Below are 14131 nucleotides of genomic sequence, written 5' to 3'. Positions count from 1 at the left end.
TCAATATATCAGTATAATATAGCACGTTTACTTTGTCTAATCTTTTTTGTCGAAAATTACTTTTATGGCAAATCGCGGTAAGGAAAGCATCCGGATGGCGCGCTGTGGCTGACAAAGTAAACGAAACAACCATTCCAGACTGCTGCGTTGCATCCACAGTGGCGCACGCTTTACGGTACCGGCCATAACGTCGAAAGTGCCGCCGACACCCATACAGACCGGAACATTGAGCTTTGCCAGGTTACCCGCCAGCCATTTTTCCTGCTTGGGAACACCTAAGGCTGCCAGCAAAATATCAGGTTTTGCATCAGTTATGGTCCGGATAATGTCTGGTTCATCCTGGCCGGAAAAAAAACCATGCCTGGTTCCGACAATTTTCAGACCAGAATAGCGCTCTATAGCAGTATTTTTGGCTTTATCAATAACATCAGGATGACTGCCGAACATAAAAACACGATAGCCTTTCTCCGCAGCCATGGCCAAAAGGTTTTGACTCAAATCATAGCCTGCAACTCGCTCAGGGATAGTATATCCCTGATGTCTTGCTGCCCATACCACACCAGCACCGTCCGGTACTACTAAATGGCACTGGGCCAAAATACCGGCGAGCTCTTTGTCCTCCTGTGCCAGCATTACCATTTCGGCATTAGCGGTTGCAATTAAATGGGGCGTTTGTTCCTTAATAAACCGTTCCAGTTTTGCAACAGCTTCAGACATGGTAATTGCGTCAATCGAAACATTTAATACGGTTGCTTTGGTAGACACTGAGATATTTTTACTCCTTACACTTTGTTTTACTATCCTAGCACATTGTACCACAAGTTTAAAATGACGGCAATCTAGTCCAAGGCCATTTCCAGAAAGGCTGGGATTTTTGCTCTTGCTTTTCTGGTGCCTGATTTTGTTGGTCGTCAGGTGCCAGCCATTGCTTTATTCTGTTATCTATCCGTGGTGCTGTCGGCTGGGTACCCTGAATGAAGGCGCTGTACTCCGTTTCTTTACAACTGCTGCCAGCCAGTTTGCCGGTAGTTGTACAGATCGGAATACCGGCAACTACATTAGGCGGAATAGGAAAATCGACCGGCGAGCTGCCTGCTACTATTTTATAAACCATTTTACCCCACAAAGCGGAAACCTCGGTACCGGAAATGCCTATAGGCTTACGGTCATCATTACCGGCATAAATACCGACCAGAATCTCCGGAGTATAACCAATAAACCAGGCTGTTTCGTAATTGTCAGTGGTACCGGTTTTTCCTGCTGCCGGCCGGCCAAGGTTAGCCGGGGTGGCGGTGCCGTCCTCCAGTACGCCTTTTAACATGTCTGTCAGGATATAGGCAATTTCTGGCTTCAGAACCGATTGTTGGACGATATTGTTTTCTTCGAGAACCTGATTATTTTCATTAAGCACTTTCAATATGGCTAACGGTTTTGACAACACCCCGCCATTGGCAAAAGCGGTATAGGCTGTGGTAAGTTCCCATAAATTTACTCCCTGCGTTAATCCGCCTAAGGCCGAAGAGAGAAAATAGTCTTCGGGTACAATGGTGGTAATGCCTAGTCCTTTTGCCAAGTCCAAGGCTTTATCAATACCTATTTGCTGACCAAGCTTTACGGCAGGAATGTTGACTGACCAGCGCAGTGCTTTTTTTAACGTTACCGGACCACGGTATTTTTTGTCATAATTGACAGGAGAATAGCCGTTGATATTAATAGGTTCATCAATTATAATGGCGTTGGCGGTAAGGCCCTGATTGAGGGCGGCTGCATACAGAAAAGGTTTAAATGCGGAACCGGGCTGACGAACTTCGGTAAATACCCGGTTTATTTGACTTTCCTCATAATTGCGTCCGCCAACCATGGCCTTGACATAACCGGTTTTTGGATCAAGAGCCAGTACGGCTCCCTGTAATTGACCTAACACAGCTTCGGCGGCTTGCTGCTGCTTGATATCAAGGCTGGTATATACTTTTAGCCCCCCCTTGTAGACTCTGTTTGCTCCGTAGCGCCCCACCAGTTCATTGGCAATATAGTCGAGAAAGTAAGAAGCCTGTACTACTCGCTTCTTTTTCCCGGCCAGCGTAATGGGTTCTGCCTTGGCTTGGGTGGCGTCCTGCTCGGTTATGAATCCTTCCTTGACCATACCCGCCAGAACAAGCTCACGGCGGGCAAGGGCGGCTTTTATGTCGACGTAAGGTGAATAAATATTGGGACCGCGTGGGAGTCCGGCCAATAGCGCGCCTTCTGCTAAAGTAAGATCTTTGGCATGTTTGCCAAAGTACATTTGCGCGGCAGCTTCAATGCCATAAGCGCCTTCACCGAAATATACCTGATTTAAATAAGCCTGGAGTATTTCCTGTTTAGAAAATTTATAGTCGATGATAATGGCTAGCAAAGCCTCTTTTATCTTACGGGTTATTGTGCGTTCCTGAGTAAGAAACATATTCTTGGCTAACTGCTGGGTAATTGTGCTGCCTCCTTCTACCAGGCCCCCGCTGCGGATATTTACTGCCATGGCCCGGATAATTCCGATCGGATCAATACCAAAATGGCTATAAAAGCGGGTATCCTCGTTGGCTACAATGGCTTGCTGCACATAAGGTGAGATATTGTTTATCGGCACAACGATCCGGTTTTCTTCAAATAATTTTGATATTAGCTGTCCATTGATATCAAATACCTGTGTTGCCGATATGAGGTTAAGGTTTTCTAAGCTATCTGTTCCCGGCAAGCCTAAAAAAGCATAACCAACGTTAGCAAACATTAATAATAGTAGCATTGTACAGGTAAGAACTTTTACCAGATTGTTAGACATTATTACACACTCCTCTAAGTATATAGTATCTCCAGGCTATCTGACTTTTACGTGCAGGAATAGTCAGATTGGAAGAGAATATACAGGATTAGACACCATTAGCCAAAATAATGTGTAGGAGCTTTTAATGAAAAAAAAATCGCGATTTTTTCAGATGATTTGCAGCTTAAGTGCCGTTTGTCTAACGCTTCTGGTTTCATCGCCACTGGCTTTACTGGCATTTTCAAATATTAATACCGCGCCTCCGGCCGTTCAGCCTGAATCTTTGAGTAAGGCAGCTATGTATACTGAGCCAAGTCTTGTAGCCGACGCTTACTATATGAATGAAAACACCGACAGCCAGCCTATTCTAGCCAAACCGGCTTATGACGTCTTTACTGTGGAAGAACGGCAGGCAAAAGGGTTAGCATTGGAAGTTCCAAAAGCTAGCCCTTATTATGGAGCTAAAGTAGTTTACCTCACTTTTGATGATGGCCCGGATCCGGATAATACGCCGGTTGTACTTAATATCTTAAAAGACAGTGGCATCAAAGCGACTTTTTTTGTGGTTGGCAATCAGGTTGAAAAATATCCGGACATTTTGCGGCGGATTTATCAGGAAGGACATGCAATCGGCAATCATTCCTATAATCATGTATATCGTGAACTATATCAGTCACCGAACAGCTATGTGCTTCAGCTTCGTCATACTGATCAAGTCATAAAACAAACAATTGGCGTACGCCCGCGAATTTCCCGCGCTCCCGGCGGCTCTGCCGGGAGTTTTACCAAAGAGTACTGGGAAATGCTCCGAAAACTTGGTTATATAGAAATGGGCTGGAATATTAGTTCAGGTGATGCCTCAAGCGCCAATGCCAAACGTATTATGGGAAATATTGCAGCGCAAATGGAAAATAAAAATTTATGGAGTCATGCTGTAGTACTTATGCATGACGGCCGGGGACATTCCGAGACAGTGAAGGCTCTGCCGGAAATTATCAAATATTATAAGGACAGGCAATTTGAGTTTGGGGTGATCAACCTGGAAACGCCCTCACCCTGGTAAAGAGAACAACGGCTTGCGTTGTCGCTGGCGAAAGGCGCAAGCCGTTGTTGCCCTTATCCAGGCGAAAGTAATTTTTTTGTCATGATAAAAAATGCTTTGGACAAACAGTCCAAAGCATTTTTATGTTAAACACTATAATTGGGAGCTTCTTTTGTTATGCTGATATCGTGGGGATGGCTTTCTTTCAGGCCAGCACCGGTAATTCGTATAAACTGGGTATTGGTGATAAGTTCTTCAATGTTACGGACCCCTGTGTAGCCCATACCGGCCCGTAAGCCGCCAATTAGCTGGAATACCGTATCTGCTACGGAACCTTTATAGGGAACACGGCCTTCAATTCCTTCGGGAACCAGCTTGTCCATATTCTCCTGGAAATAACGGTCCTTGCTGCCTTCTGCCATGGCGCCTAAAGAACCCATTCCCCTATACACCTTGTAGCTGCGTCCTTGATAAATTATTGTCTCACCGGGGCTTTCCTCGGTACCGGCAAGCAGGTTGCCGATCATAACCACTTGGGCACCGGCGGCGATGGCTTTTGCGACATCTCCTGAATACTTAATGCCGCCATCGGCAATAATGGGGACATTATAGCGCCGGGCAGCCGCAGCACAATTATAAATGGCTGTGATTTGCGGTACACCGATACCGGCTATTACCCGCGTGGTGCAGATAGAACCTGGGCCAATGCCAACTTTTATGGCATCCGCTCCTGCTTCAATTAAGTCACGGGTAGCCTCGCCGGTAGCCACGTTGCCGGCAACGAGATCGACATGCGGGTAGGCATTTTTAATTTTTCTTACGGCATCCAACACACCGTGCGAGTGCCCGTGTGCGGTATCGACAACAATTACATCCACTTTGGCGCCGACAATAGCGTCAACCCGCTCCATCATATCGGCACCGACGCCAACCGCGGCAGCTACTAACAAACGCCCCTTGGGATCTTTAGCCGAGTTAGGATATTTTTGCGCTTTTTCAATATCTTTAATGGTAATAAGACCTTTTAGGTTGCCATGTTCATCAAGTAAAGGCAGCTTTTCTATCCGGTGCTCGCGTAATATTTCCTTAGCCTCTTCCAGCGAGGTGCCAACGTTGGCTGTAATCAGATGCTCCCTGGTCATACAGGCTGCAATTTTACGGCTTAAATCTGTTTCAAACCGCAAATCACGATTTGTCAGAATACCGACAAGTTTGCCATTGTCAGTTACAGGCACACCGGAAATATGGTATTTTTCCATTAGATCATGGGCATCCTTCAGCGTATTGCTGGGAGATAAAAATATTGGATCAACAATAATGCCATGTTCGGAACGTTTGACTTTGTCAATTTCGTTAGCCTGACGTGCGATCGGCATATTTTTATGTATTACCCCGATACCGCCCTCGCGAGCCATAGCTATAGCCATACGGGCTTCGGTGACAGTATCCATGCCGGAGCTGATAATAGGAATATTGAGCTTGATATTTTTCGTGAGATAAGTGGATACTTCAACTTCTCTTGGAAGAACCTCTGACTTTGCCGGTACAAGCAGAACATCATCAAAAGTTAAACCTTCGGGGCCAAATTTGTTGTCAAACATTAACGGACTCCTTTCACAAAACATCTTCATAGGTATTTCTAAATATAATAACACAAATAAACTTGCCAAATCTACCACTTTTTATGTAGATTTAGAAAAAAATGCGGAATGCCTGGTACTTTAACCAGGCAATTTCGCATTAACCAAGAATATATACTTTTACATTCTGAACACCAAACTCATAAGCATGATCGACAGACTGCATGGCAATGTCAATACGATTCCCCTTGATGGCGCCGCCGGTGTCTTCGGCAACGCCGTACATGCTGCTGCCATCGGCAAACTGGATAAATAACCTGGATCCCAGAGGAATTACCCGGGGATCAACTGCAATTACACCAGGACGCACCTGAGTTCCCATGTAAGTTAAGTTACCCCACTGTCCATTGTCATGGGGACCGGGTGCGTAGGCGGTGGCTTTAATATCCATAGCCGCCTTGTAGCGGCCAGGTGCAATGCCACGTGACACAGCAGGCGTACTCCGGTTACCTAACAGGTTTTGTACGGTTTCCTCACCAACAACACCATCGGCCGTTAAGTTTTTTGCGTTTTGAAAGTGGATTATCGCCTGCTCGGTGGTTTCGCCAAAAACACCGTCAGGAGTGACATCGCTGTAACCTAAATCAGCAAGTCTTACTTGTAATTCTTGAACATCCTGTCCGTTCATGCCTGCTTTCAAAGCTTGGTCGCCCAAAGCCGCAAACGCCAATGGGGTCCAGATATTGGCAGCTACGACAGATGCGACAAGGGCACTGGCAACAAGTTTCTTGATGTTTTTCATAGTGAAAACACCCCTTTCTCAATGCCTGCGAGGTTAGCTGACGGGTTCGGGACAAAGGGAAATCCCTACCGCTAACGCGGATTCACCCCAAAAGTGGGTCCCCCGTTTTCCTTTTTGTTCGGAAATTCGGCATGTGGTTATGATACAGGATAATTGCTATTGTCGCAAATGCGATTACGTCAAATTATCCGGCAATATTAACTATTAAATAGTTCATTCTCTGTTATACGGCTCTGTATGCAACTAAAAATATAAAATTTTGATTTGTATGTAAATTAAAACTGGGTGAGTATATTTTAAAACACTGGTATAATACGGAAAGACGTTTAAATGGGACTAGCAACCTGGCAGTCCCATTTAAACGCCTTATGCACGATGTGTGGAATGTGATGTCTGCCGCCTGGTTTGCTCTTGCGGCAACACCAGATTTATGTATCTGGCCGGCGGTATAAGCGTAACCTGCCACGGCGGCTAATCTTTTCCCAAAATAAAGGGGGCAAACCCAAGTTCTCCCCAAAGGTGGTTATAATAGATATGAATAATGCCGTCAAAGCGGCGGCGCAGTATCTTTTTTACATGACTAAGAGAACTAAAAAACAGCTGTGTCTGCGGATGGGCGCTGTTAGCGGCTGCCTGTTGGTAGAACTGGGCAGTCTTGTCAACAGCTGTGTACAAGGACCAATATGCGGTCAGCCCATCCAGACTCAGGTCCCCTGCCTTTAGCTTCTGATTAATTTGTTGCCAGGATGTATCCAAACCAAGCAATTGAGCTTCTGTTACCGGCGGATAGACTGCACTGTCAACATCGACTGTTTGGGCTCTGGTTAACAGCTTGGTAAACTCTGTCTGGGATTGATGCAGCAGGGTGAGTACCGGTGCGGTTTCAGCCGGAGTTGTCTCAATCAGTTTCGCCAGTTGCCCCGCAATTATGGTTTCAAGCTCAAGGGCGAATTGTATAGGTAGCATAGAGCTCCACCTTTCTAAGAGGCAGGCCATTTCGTAAAACGAAATGGCCTGCAAAATTATTTATCAGAAGCTAATACGCCAGCTTTGGCGATGTGTTGGGTAGGTGCTTCGCGCAGTACGATAGTTACTGCTTCCGGTGGGCATTTTGCTGTCTCAACAATGGCTTCAGTTACCTTTTTTACCATCTCCCGTTTCTGTTCCAGTGAACGGCCTTCCAGCATATCGATTTGTACTATTGGCATAAATAACCCTCCTCGGTGATAATTACCTGTTCTGCTATTATCTTCGTTATTACAGGCAATAATCCCTGCCGGTAAATGTGAATTTTACAGATGATTGCTCATGCTGCAGCGTTATTTTTATATATGGGGTACAAGTATGAAAAATAGATTGCTGCGTTATGTAAGAGTATTTCGGAATATAGGCGTAACATTTTTCTTCTTTGGCTCATACAGTATAGTATACAACTGTTCATTTAGAGATTGGAGGAGGTCACTACTTATGAGTATATTCAGAGAGATTCGTAATGAATGCTTAATTAGGGAACTTCAGTGTGAGTTAAACACCGATGTCTTGTTATTTGGTTTTGACGGGGTAGTTTATTTTGGTAACCTGCAAAAAATTGACGACTGCCGTATTGCTTTTCTTTCCCCGGCCATTGAAGCGGAATCGAACGTAGAAATACTTTCTCCGGGGGGAGAAGTTGTTGAAGTAAGATTCCTCAACCTTGATTTATGGCAAGTGGTTGCCAAAGCAACCGGTGTTAAGAGCGCCCCGTTCGGAAATGATTGTCACGAACATGGCTTTATTGCCGCCGCTGTCGATGATCAGCAGAGAACCGAAAGCGAAACAGAAACGCCGGAGCGTCAGGAGAGCCGCGACTTAATCTGCCTGCTGCGGCGAATGATTGGCGATAATGTTGTAATCACCACTTTTGGTGGCTTTATATTCCGGGGAACACTGGGTAATGTTGATGATGAGCTGGCATTTCTATCAATTGATGAAATATTTGGACCTGCAACTTCCTCTGGGATTTCCGATGATGTAGTCAGCACGGCAGTGGTTAATCTTGAAGCCATCACCTCGGTATCCAGATCGGCTGAATGCTGTTAGCCTGGGAAATAAAACCTGAGGAGGCTTTAGATTACGCGCAGATAGAAGACCCGGTGCATTTATTACCGGGTCTTTTTACTTACGCTATTGTTTAGGAGGCACCTATGCTATTGGCTGTAGAGTATTTGGGAAAGGTTGGAGTAGGCGTTACTAAGCCGCAATTTTTTCAGGCCCAGGATGGTAATGTTTATGTGGTAAAATTCCAGGATAGTCGATTAGGTTCGCGGGTACTGGTAAGTGAATTTTTTGCTGCTAAAATCGGCGCCATCATGAACCTGTGTTTTCCTCCAAGCGAGATAATTGAAATCAATAATGAAATATTAGAGAATAACCCGGAGCTTATAGATTTGGGCATAGCTCCGGGACGGCATTTCGCTTCGCTTTATCTTGAACAGGCAGGGTATGTAGGAAAGGATAGATTACACAAAGCAGTCAACCTTGCTGAAATGGCCGGAGTTTTGTTATTTGACCATATGTTTCACAATGCCGACCGTGCTAAAAACCAGAAAAACCTGTTGCTTAACCCGCAAGACGAACAATATAGAGTGTATGCTATTGATAATTCGCACTTGTTTAGATCAAGCAGGTGGACTCTTGAAACCTTGCAAAACCTATGCACAAAAATTAAGATTTTTTACTTTCAGCATTATAGAATTTTGCTCAAAGATCTGCTGTCTTCACAGGATTTTATGCCATATGTCAACATAGTGAAAACAATTAGTAATGAGAAAATTGATTGCATAATAAAAGAGATCCCCAGTGAATGGCTGCCAGAAGAATGTGAACGCCAAGCCTTGGCAGACTTTGCCAAAATGCGCCGGGACATGGTGGACGAAATTTGGGTAACCTTAAACAGGTATATCCCGCGTAGCCGAGGTGGACAACGCTGGTTGTTTGCCAAGTAATTATGAGAGTTCCGCTTTTTTCTTTCTTTTTTGCCACCACAGGATGGCATACACAAATACAACAAGTAGCACAATAAATACTAGCCGGCCAAGATTTTCGCCGGCAAAAACAATATCATGACCAAGGATTACTTTTATGACAACCGGTGGAAGTTTCCCCAATATTGTTGCCAGCAAAAAATCTTTAAATGAAATCCTGCTAATTGCAGCAATGGCAGTGATGATGCCGGAAGGAGCCAGTGGCAGGAGGCGGGCGAGCAATAATGCTTTAAAACCGTTTGCGGCGCTATAGTCATCTACCTGTTTCAGGTACCGGCTTTTAGATATCCAGCCCTCAACGGTATGACGAAAAAAGTAGCGAGCAAAAACAAACATAGCAAGTGCGCCAACTACTTCACCTGACCAGGAAATGATTATGCCCCAGAATAGACCAAAGACAATACCGGCGGCACCTGATAAAATCATAAACGGAAATACAATGGTAAATGTCATAACTACAAATAAAAGTAAAGTTACAAGAATAGAACCGGCGCCAAAGGAGCGAAGGTATTCCGCTAAAGCAGCGATATCGCCTCTTTCAATGATTCCATACGCGTGATGAAAAAATTCTGGCTGCCACATATAGGTTAATCCTATCAGAGCGGCAATGACCAGCCAACCCAATAGTTTACTCATCTAAAACCCTTCCTGTTCTCTAAAAACAGCGCTGCATGCAGCGCTGTTTGCTTATTCCCAGCGGGATATCTCCCTTTTGAATATATTGCAGGAACCGCCCAGCCAGTGCGTACAGTCCGTGCAACGCCTGACATAACTATCGGCTGAAATATTCAGGAGTGAATAACCATAACCCATCGCATTGATAATATGCTCAAACTCTTGGCATTCTGCGGCTATACTCTGTAGTTGCTCCTGGGGGTATTTGTTTTCCATTCCGCGCTCACTCCTAGCTGTTATTTACCTCTAGTGTGTGCAGCGACGATAAAAAAAATAGAATTTTTTTTAAAAAAGTTAAGTTCAACATGTATAAACCTTCGCCAAAATGCCAATATTAGTAATGTAAATTTTCTCCTCTCCCATAATTGGCGGCTTTTAGCCGCCGCTTTTTTTTGTTCGGACAAAACAAATCCCTTCGGCATAGGCACGAATTGACCAGTTTGTCAAAGCTCGTCCAAAGTTAGCTTCTTTTAACGGCAAAATACCATATTGAATTTTGCTCCAAACCAGTTCTCTAGCGAGCGCCACACTGTGTTTAAATAAGCAGGCGTACAAACTGTTTGCTGCGCAGCGCGGCGAGCTTCCAGCAAAATATCGGTATCTCTGATAATATCGGCAATTTTTAAATCAGGCATACCATGCTGGCTGGTGCCAAAGAACTGGCCCGGTCCTCTGAGCAGCAGATCTTTCTCGGCAAGAACAAAGCCGTCACTAACCTGGGTCATAATCTTTAACCGTTCCATTGTTTCTTCATTAGTACTGTCGGAAATAAGAATGCAAAACGACTTATGCTTGCCCCGGCCAACTCGACCGCGCAGCTGATGCAACTGCGCCAAGCCAAAGCGCTCGGCACCTTCGATAATCATAACAGTAGCATTTGGCACATTTACCCCTACTTCAATTACTGTGGTTGCGATCAATGCTTTTAATTCATTACAGGCAAAGGCCGACATAACCGACTCTTTTTCCTGTGATTTCATTTTACCATGAAGCAACCCGCAAGGAATATTATGAAAAAATGTGGCCGTTAGCTCGTCGAACAGTTTGACTGCCGATTGCGCCTCGATTTTTTCGGATTCATCAACCAGTGGGCAAACCACATATACCTGTCTGCCTGCCTTGATTTGTTCGGCGGCAAATGCGTACACCCTGTCACGGCGGTTTTTACCGCGCGCATAGGTAGCAATTGGCTGGCGTCCGGGCGGCAGTTCACGAATAACTGAAACATCGAGATCACCGTAAACGGTAAGCGCCATAGTTCGCGGAATCGGTGTTGCTGTCATGATAAGCACATCAGGCCGCCGGCCCTTCGCCTCTAACAACGCACGCTGGCGTACGCCAAATCGATGCTGTTCATCGGTAACAACCAGTCCGAGATGCTTGAATTCGACATCGGCTTGAATTAATGCATGGGTGCCGACGACAATGTCTATAAGACCGTCTTTGATATGCTGTAATGCCTCTGAACGTACTTTACGCGTAAGCTTGCCTGTCAGTACGGCAAGACGGATACCGTGCGGTGCAAGCAAACGGGCCAGTGTGTGATAATGTTGTTCGGCTAATATCTCGGTAGGGGCCATCAGCGCTCCCTGAAAGCCGTTCTCTACTGTTTTTGCCAAGGCAATGGCGGCAATAACTGTTTTGCCTGAGCCGACATCGCCCTGAATCATTCGTTGCATAGGCGTGAGGTCTTCCATGTCAGCTTTGATTTCCTGCAGGGTTTTTCTCTGGTCGTTGGTCAATGTGAATGGAAGATGTGTTTGTACTTTGGCTGTCAGGCTGCTGTCAGGTGCATGTTTGATACCCTGACAGGCGGATTTGATTTTATGTTTCAAGTAGGCCAGGCCGCATTGTAACAGGTAAAGCTCTTCAAATACAAGGCGGCGCCGGGCTTGAGAAAGCGTTTCCATAGTAGGCGGAAAATGAATGTTTGTCAACGCCTGCTGTCTTGCCAGCAAGTTATATTGAGTAACTATTTCACAGGGTAAAGTCTCATCATGCTCATGCATGCCTGAGCCTTCATATATTTGTAAAGCCTGTTGTATCAGCGACCGCAACTGCCATTGGGGCATATCCTCAGTGGCGGGATATACGGGAACAATGCGCCCGCTCCCCTGACTATTGTTGTCTGCTGCTTCAACATCCGGTTTGTTGACTTCAACTATACCCATCCGCCGCTGGATTTTACCGTAGAGAATCAGTTCCATGCCAAGCTGATACTTATTTTTGATATAAGATTGATTGAACCAGGTCAAATGAGCAATACCGGAGCTGTCTCTGACGGTAATTTTCACTATTTTTAACCGGGAATGAGATTTAAGTTCGCTTATGTTTGTGACAGTCGCCCGAAAAGATTCATACTCCCCATCGGTCAATTCAGCAATAAGCTTAAGCTTACTGCGATCCTCATAACGGCGCGGATAATGCTCCAGCAGCTGTCCTACAGTGAAAATTCCCATCTTGGCAAGTTTGGCTGCATTGGCAGGTCCCACCCCTTTGAGATATTGTATTTTAGCAGACCATAAATTTTGCAAAAAAAATCACCTATTTGCTTGCCCCCTGGAGCAGTGCATTTAACTCAGTCAGTAGAGCTTCTACATCAATGTCATGCATCCGGGCGCCATTTTCAATTGTCTCGGTAAGTGAACCCATACAGCCGATACAACCCATACCATGTTTGGCAAATACTTTGCGCGCCTCGGGATGCGCCCGTAACGCCTCAATTATCGGAGTGCTTTTGTTAAACATAGCTAAGCCCCCCCTGCATTTACTTATTTCTCTAATTTCAATATAATACGCACAATTCCTGCTGGTGCGCACCAACTGATAGATATTTTGAAAAATCTTAGTTAAAGTAGTATTTTCCCTTGCACATTATAAGCAATTTGTGCTAGAATAGTCATGTTGAGTACATGAGGATGTTTCGTACAGGAGGTGGAAATAGATGGCAAATCTTTGTGAAATTTGCGGTAAAGGTGAGCGTTCCGGCTTCAATGTCAGCCATTCCAACCTTAAAACCAAGCGCACCTGGAAACCTAACATACAAAGGGTAAAGGCTTTAGTTAAAGGTGAAGTTAAACGTGTGAATGTATGCACTCGTTGTCTGCGTTCTGGTAAAGTTCAGCGCGCAGTTTAATAACATATCTTACGCCGACAAAAGGACTTGAGGATCAAGTCCTTTTTATTTTTTCCGCAGACAAAATCTCCTATTCTTTTAAAAAAAGCCCCCACACTCCCCTTAGGTGCAAAAGGTCAGGCTGTGGTGCTTGAAGCCTATTAACCGTATTAACCGTAAAAACCAGCGTTAATAACGCTGGCTTTTACGGTTAATTATTTTGTTCAATATGCTTTAGCATTTCTTCCAATTCATAGGCAGCAAACTGGTATTTCTCGCTGCAGAAATGGCAGCAAACTTCGGCTTGGCCTTCAGCCGCCATTTCCCTGATCTCGTTGACCCCAAGGCTAATCAACATATTTTCTACTCTCTCCCGGGAGCATTTGCAATGGAAACGCAGCGGCAGTGAATCATAAATGGTTGTTGGTAATCCGGCAAATACTTTTTCCAGAATACCTTTGGCGTCTAGCCCGTCATGAACCAGTTGCGAAACAGGCGGCAGTTGGCGTAAATTATCCTCCACCTGGACTAAAGCTTCTTCTTCGGCCCCTGGTAAAGCCTGAATAAAGAAACCTCCTGACGCTGCTACCGTTATGTCCGGGGCTATCAAAACGCCGAGAGCTACGCTGGACGGTGTTTGCTCAGATACAGTTAAATACTGGGTAATATCTTCGGCAATTTCACCGGAAACTAGTTCGGCACTGCCGGTAAAGGGCTGTTTAAGACCTACAAACCGGGTAACATAAATATGTCCTTTGCCTACTGCCTGGCCGACAGCCCACTTGCCATTATTCAATGGTAAATCAACAAACGGATTTTTAACATAGCCACGTACTGAACCGTCCGGTGAAGCATCAGCGACAATCTCGCCCAGCGGTCCGTCGCCGGCAATTCTAACAGTCAAGCTTTCGTTTGTTTTTAGATTGGCTGCCATTAGCAAAGCTCCGGTCATGGTACGTCCCAGCGCGGCTGTGGCTAATGGATAACAATTATGACGTTTGCGGGCTTCTTCCACCAGGTTAGTGGTAACTGCGGCAAAAGCGCGTATTCCGGGGACAGTTGCCCGGATAAGATGGTCGTGCATGTGGTAACCTCCG

15 protein-coding genes and 1 riboswitch are annotated in these 14131 nt (G+C 45.3%); of the genes, 4 read left to right on the top strand and 11 right to left on the bottom strand.

Features of this window, described 5'->3' with window-relative positions:
- Nucleotides 1-36: 36 nt before the first annotated feature.
- On the bottom strand, nt 37-765 hold the full coding sequence (locus SATMO3_RS17125) for a WecB/TagA/CpsF family glycosyltransferase (RefSeq protein ID WP_371370953.1): 729 nt from the start codon (nt 763-765) through the stop codon (nt 37-39).
- A gap of 58 nt (nt 766-823) precedes the next feature.
- On the bottom strand, nt 824-2815 hold the full coding sequence (locus tag SATMO3_RS17120; RefSeq protein ID WP_371370952.1) for a transglycosylase domain-containing protein: 1992 nt from the start codon (nt 2813-2815) through the stop codon (nt 824-826).
- Nucleotides 2816-2942: 127 nt separating this feature from the next.
- Here SATMO3_RS17120 and SATMO3_RS17115 point away from each other — a divergent pair, with 127 nt between their 5' ends.
- Nucleotides 2943-3860, top strand: coding sequence for a polysaccharide deacetylase family protein (locus SATMO3_RS17115; protein WP_371370951.1), 918 nt, complete (start codon nt 2943-2945; stop codon nt 3858-3860).
- A gap of 125 nt (nt 3861-3985) precedes the next feature.
- On the opposite strand, the gene guaB is transcribed toward SATMO3_RS17115, so the two are convergent.
- From guaB to SATMO3_RS17095, 4 genes are all read right to left on the bottom strand, one after another.
- Complete coding sequence (guaB, locus tag SATMO3_RS17110; protein ID WP_371370950.1) at nt 3986-5440, bottom strand: IMP dehydrogenase; 1455 nt, start codon at nt 5438-5440, stop codon at nt 3986-3988.
- Between the two features lie 139 nt (nt 5441-5579).
- A complete protein-coding gene (locus SATMO3_RS17105; RefSeq protein WP_371370949.1) occupies nt 5580-6221 on the bottom strand; it encodes a 3D domain-containing protein in 642 nt (213 codons plus the stop codon).
- Between the two features lie 7 nt (nt 6222-6228).
- Nucleotides 6229-6363, bottom strand: a riboswitch (cyclic di-AMP (ydaO/yuaA leader).
- A gap of 329 nt (nt 6364-6692) precedes the next feature.
- Nucleotides 6693-7187 carry a hypothetical protein gene (locus SATMO3_RS17100; protein ID WP_371370948.1) on the bottom strand — a complete coding sequence of 165 codons (495 nt, stop codon included), beginning with the start codon at nt 7185-7187 and terminating at the stop codon, nt 6693-6695.
- Between the two features lie 56 nt (nt 7188-7243).
- Nucleotides 7244-7429, bottom strand: a complete 186-nt coding sequence (locus SATMO3_RS17095) for a 2-hydroxymuconate tautomerase (RefSeq protein WP_084574985.1) — start codon at nt 7427-7429, stop codon at nt 7244-7246.
- Between the two features lie 259 nt (nt 7430-7688).
- Here SATMO3_RS17095 and SATMO3_RS17090 point away from each other — a divergent pair, with 259 nt between their 5' ends.
- Both SATMO3_RS17090 and SATMO3_RS17085 read left to right on the top strand, forming a co-directional pair.
- The gene (locus tag SATMO3_RS17090) at nt 7689-8300 is read left to right on the top strand and encodes a hypothetical protein (RefSeq protein ID WP_371370947.1); all 612 of its coding nucleotides are present in this window, start codon (nt 7689-7691) and stop codon (nt 8298-8300) included.
- A gap of 104 nt (nt 8301-8404) precedes the next feature.
- Nucleotides 8405-9205 carry a HipA family kinase gene (locus SATMO3_RS17085; RefSeq protein WP_371370946.1) on the top strand — a complete coding sequence of 267 codons (801 nt, stop codon included), beginning with the start codon at nt 8405-8407 and terminating at the stop codon, nt 9203-9205.
- Here SATMO3_RS17085 and SATMO3_RS17080 read toward each other — a convergent pair whose 3' ends face one another.
- From SATMO3_RS17080 to SATMO3_RS17065, 4 genes are all read right to left on the bottom strand, one after another.
- Nucleotides 9206-9880, bottom strand: coding sequence for a TVP38/TMEM64 family protein (locus tag SATMO3_RS17080; RefSeq protein ID WP_371370945.1), 675 nt, complete (start codon nt 9878-9880; stop codon nt 9206-9208).
- Between the two features lie 51 nt (nt 9881-9931).
- A complete protein-coding gene (locus SATMO3_RS17075; RefSeq protein ID WP_371370944.1) occupies nt 9932-10135 on the bottom strand; it encodes a hypothetical protein in 204 nt (67 codons plus the stop codon).
- A 254-nt stretch (nt 10136-10389) separates the two neighbouring features.
- Nucleotides 10390-12453, bottom strand: a complete 2064-nt coding sequence (gene recG, locus SATMO3_RS17070; RefSeq protein WP_371370943.1) for an ATP-dependent DNA helicase RecG — start codon at nt 12451-12453, stop codon at nt 10390-10392.
- A gap of 10 nt (nt 12454-12463) precedes the next feature.
- A complete protein-coding gene (locus tag SATMO3_RS17065) occupies nt 12464-12667 on the bottom strand; it encodes a DUF1858 domain-containing protein (RefSeq protein ID WP_371370942.1) in 204 nt (67 codons plus the stop codon).
- A gap of 196 nt (nt 12668-12863) precedes the next feature.
- Here SATMO3_RS17065 and rpmB point away from each other — a divergent pair, with 196 nt between their 5' ends.
- A complete protein-coding gene (gene rpmB, locus SATMO3_RS17060; protein WP_371370941.1) occupies nt 12864-13055 on the top strand; it encodes a 50S ribosomal protein L28 in 192 nt (63 codons plus the stop codon).
- Between the two features lie 190 nt (nt 13056-13245).
- Here the strand turns inward: rpmB and hslO are convergent, their stop codons facing one another.
- Complete coding sequence (gene hslO, locus SATMO3_RS17055; RefSeq protein WP_371370940.1) at nt 13246-14118, bottom strand: Hsp33 family molecular chaperone HslO; 873 nt, start codon at nt 14116-14118, stop codon at nt 13246-13248.
- Between the last annotated feature and the right edge of the window lie 13 nt (nt 14119-14131).

Origin of the sequence: Sporomusa aerivorans (assembly GCF_041428895.1) — a bacterium.
In the GTDB taxonomy this organism is placed as follows: Bacteria; Bacillota; Negativicutes; order Sporomusales; family Sporomusaceae; genus Sporomusa; species Sporomusa aerivorans.
This window is presented reverse-complemented; position numbering and strand designations above follow the sequence as displayed.

Bases quoted from the DNA above. Each gene is read 5' to 3' on its own strand.
- hslO (WP_371370940.1), bottom strand. From the start codon at position 14,118: ATGCACGACCATCTTATCCGGGCAACTGTCCCCGGAATACGCGCTTTT.
- SATMO3_RS17065 (WP_371370942.1), bottom strand. From the start codon at position 12,667: ATGTTTAACAAAAGCACTCCGATAATTGAGGCGTTACGGGCGCATCCC.
- guaB (WP_371370950.1), bottom strand. From the start codon at position 5,440: ATGTTTGACAACAAATTTGGCCCCGAAGGTTTAACTTTTGATGATGTT.
- SATMO3_RS17095 (WP_084574985.1), bottom strand. From the start codon at position 7,429: ATGCCAATAGTACAAATCGATATGCTGGAAGGCCGTTCACTGGAACAG.
- SATMO3_RS17075 (WP_371370944.1), bottom strand. From the start codon at position 10,135: ATGGAAAACAAATACCCCCAGGAGCAACTACAGAGTATAGCCGCAGAA.
- rpmB (WP_371370941.1), top strand. From the start codon at position 12,864: ATGGCAAATCTTTGTGAAATTTGCGGTAAAGGTGAGCGTTCCGGCTTC.
- SATMO3_RS17105 (WP_371370949.1), bottom strand. From the start codon at position 6,221: ATGAAAAACATCAAGAAACTTGTTGCCAGTGCCCTTGTCGCATCTGTC.
- SATMO3_RS17080 (WP_371370945.1), bottom strand. From the start codon at position 9,880: ATGAGTAAACTATTGGGTTGGCTGGTCATTGCCGCTCTGATAGGATTA.
- SATMO3_RS17090 (WP_371370947.1), top strand. From the start codon at position 7,689: ATGAGTATATTCAGAGAGATTCGTAATGAATGCTTAATTAGGGAACTT.
- SATMO3_RS17085 (WP_371370946.1), top strand. From the start codon at position 8,405: ATGCTATTGGCTGTAGAGTATTTGGGAAAGGTTGGAGTAGGCGTTACT.
- SATMO3_RS17120 (WP_371370952.1), bottom strand. From the start codon at position 2,815: ATGTCTAACAATCTGGTAAAAGTTCTTACCTGTACAATGCTACTATTA.
- SATMO3_RS17100 (WP_371370948.1), bottom strand. From the start codon at position 7,187: ATGCTACCTATACAATTCGCCCTTGAGCTTGAAACCATAATTGCGGGG.
- SATMO3_RS17115 (WP_371370951.1), top strand. From the start codon at position 2,943: ATGAAAAAAAAATCGCGATTTTTTCAGATGATTTGCAGCTTAAGTGCC.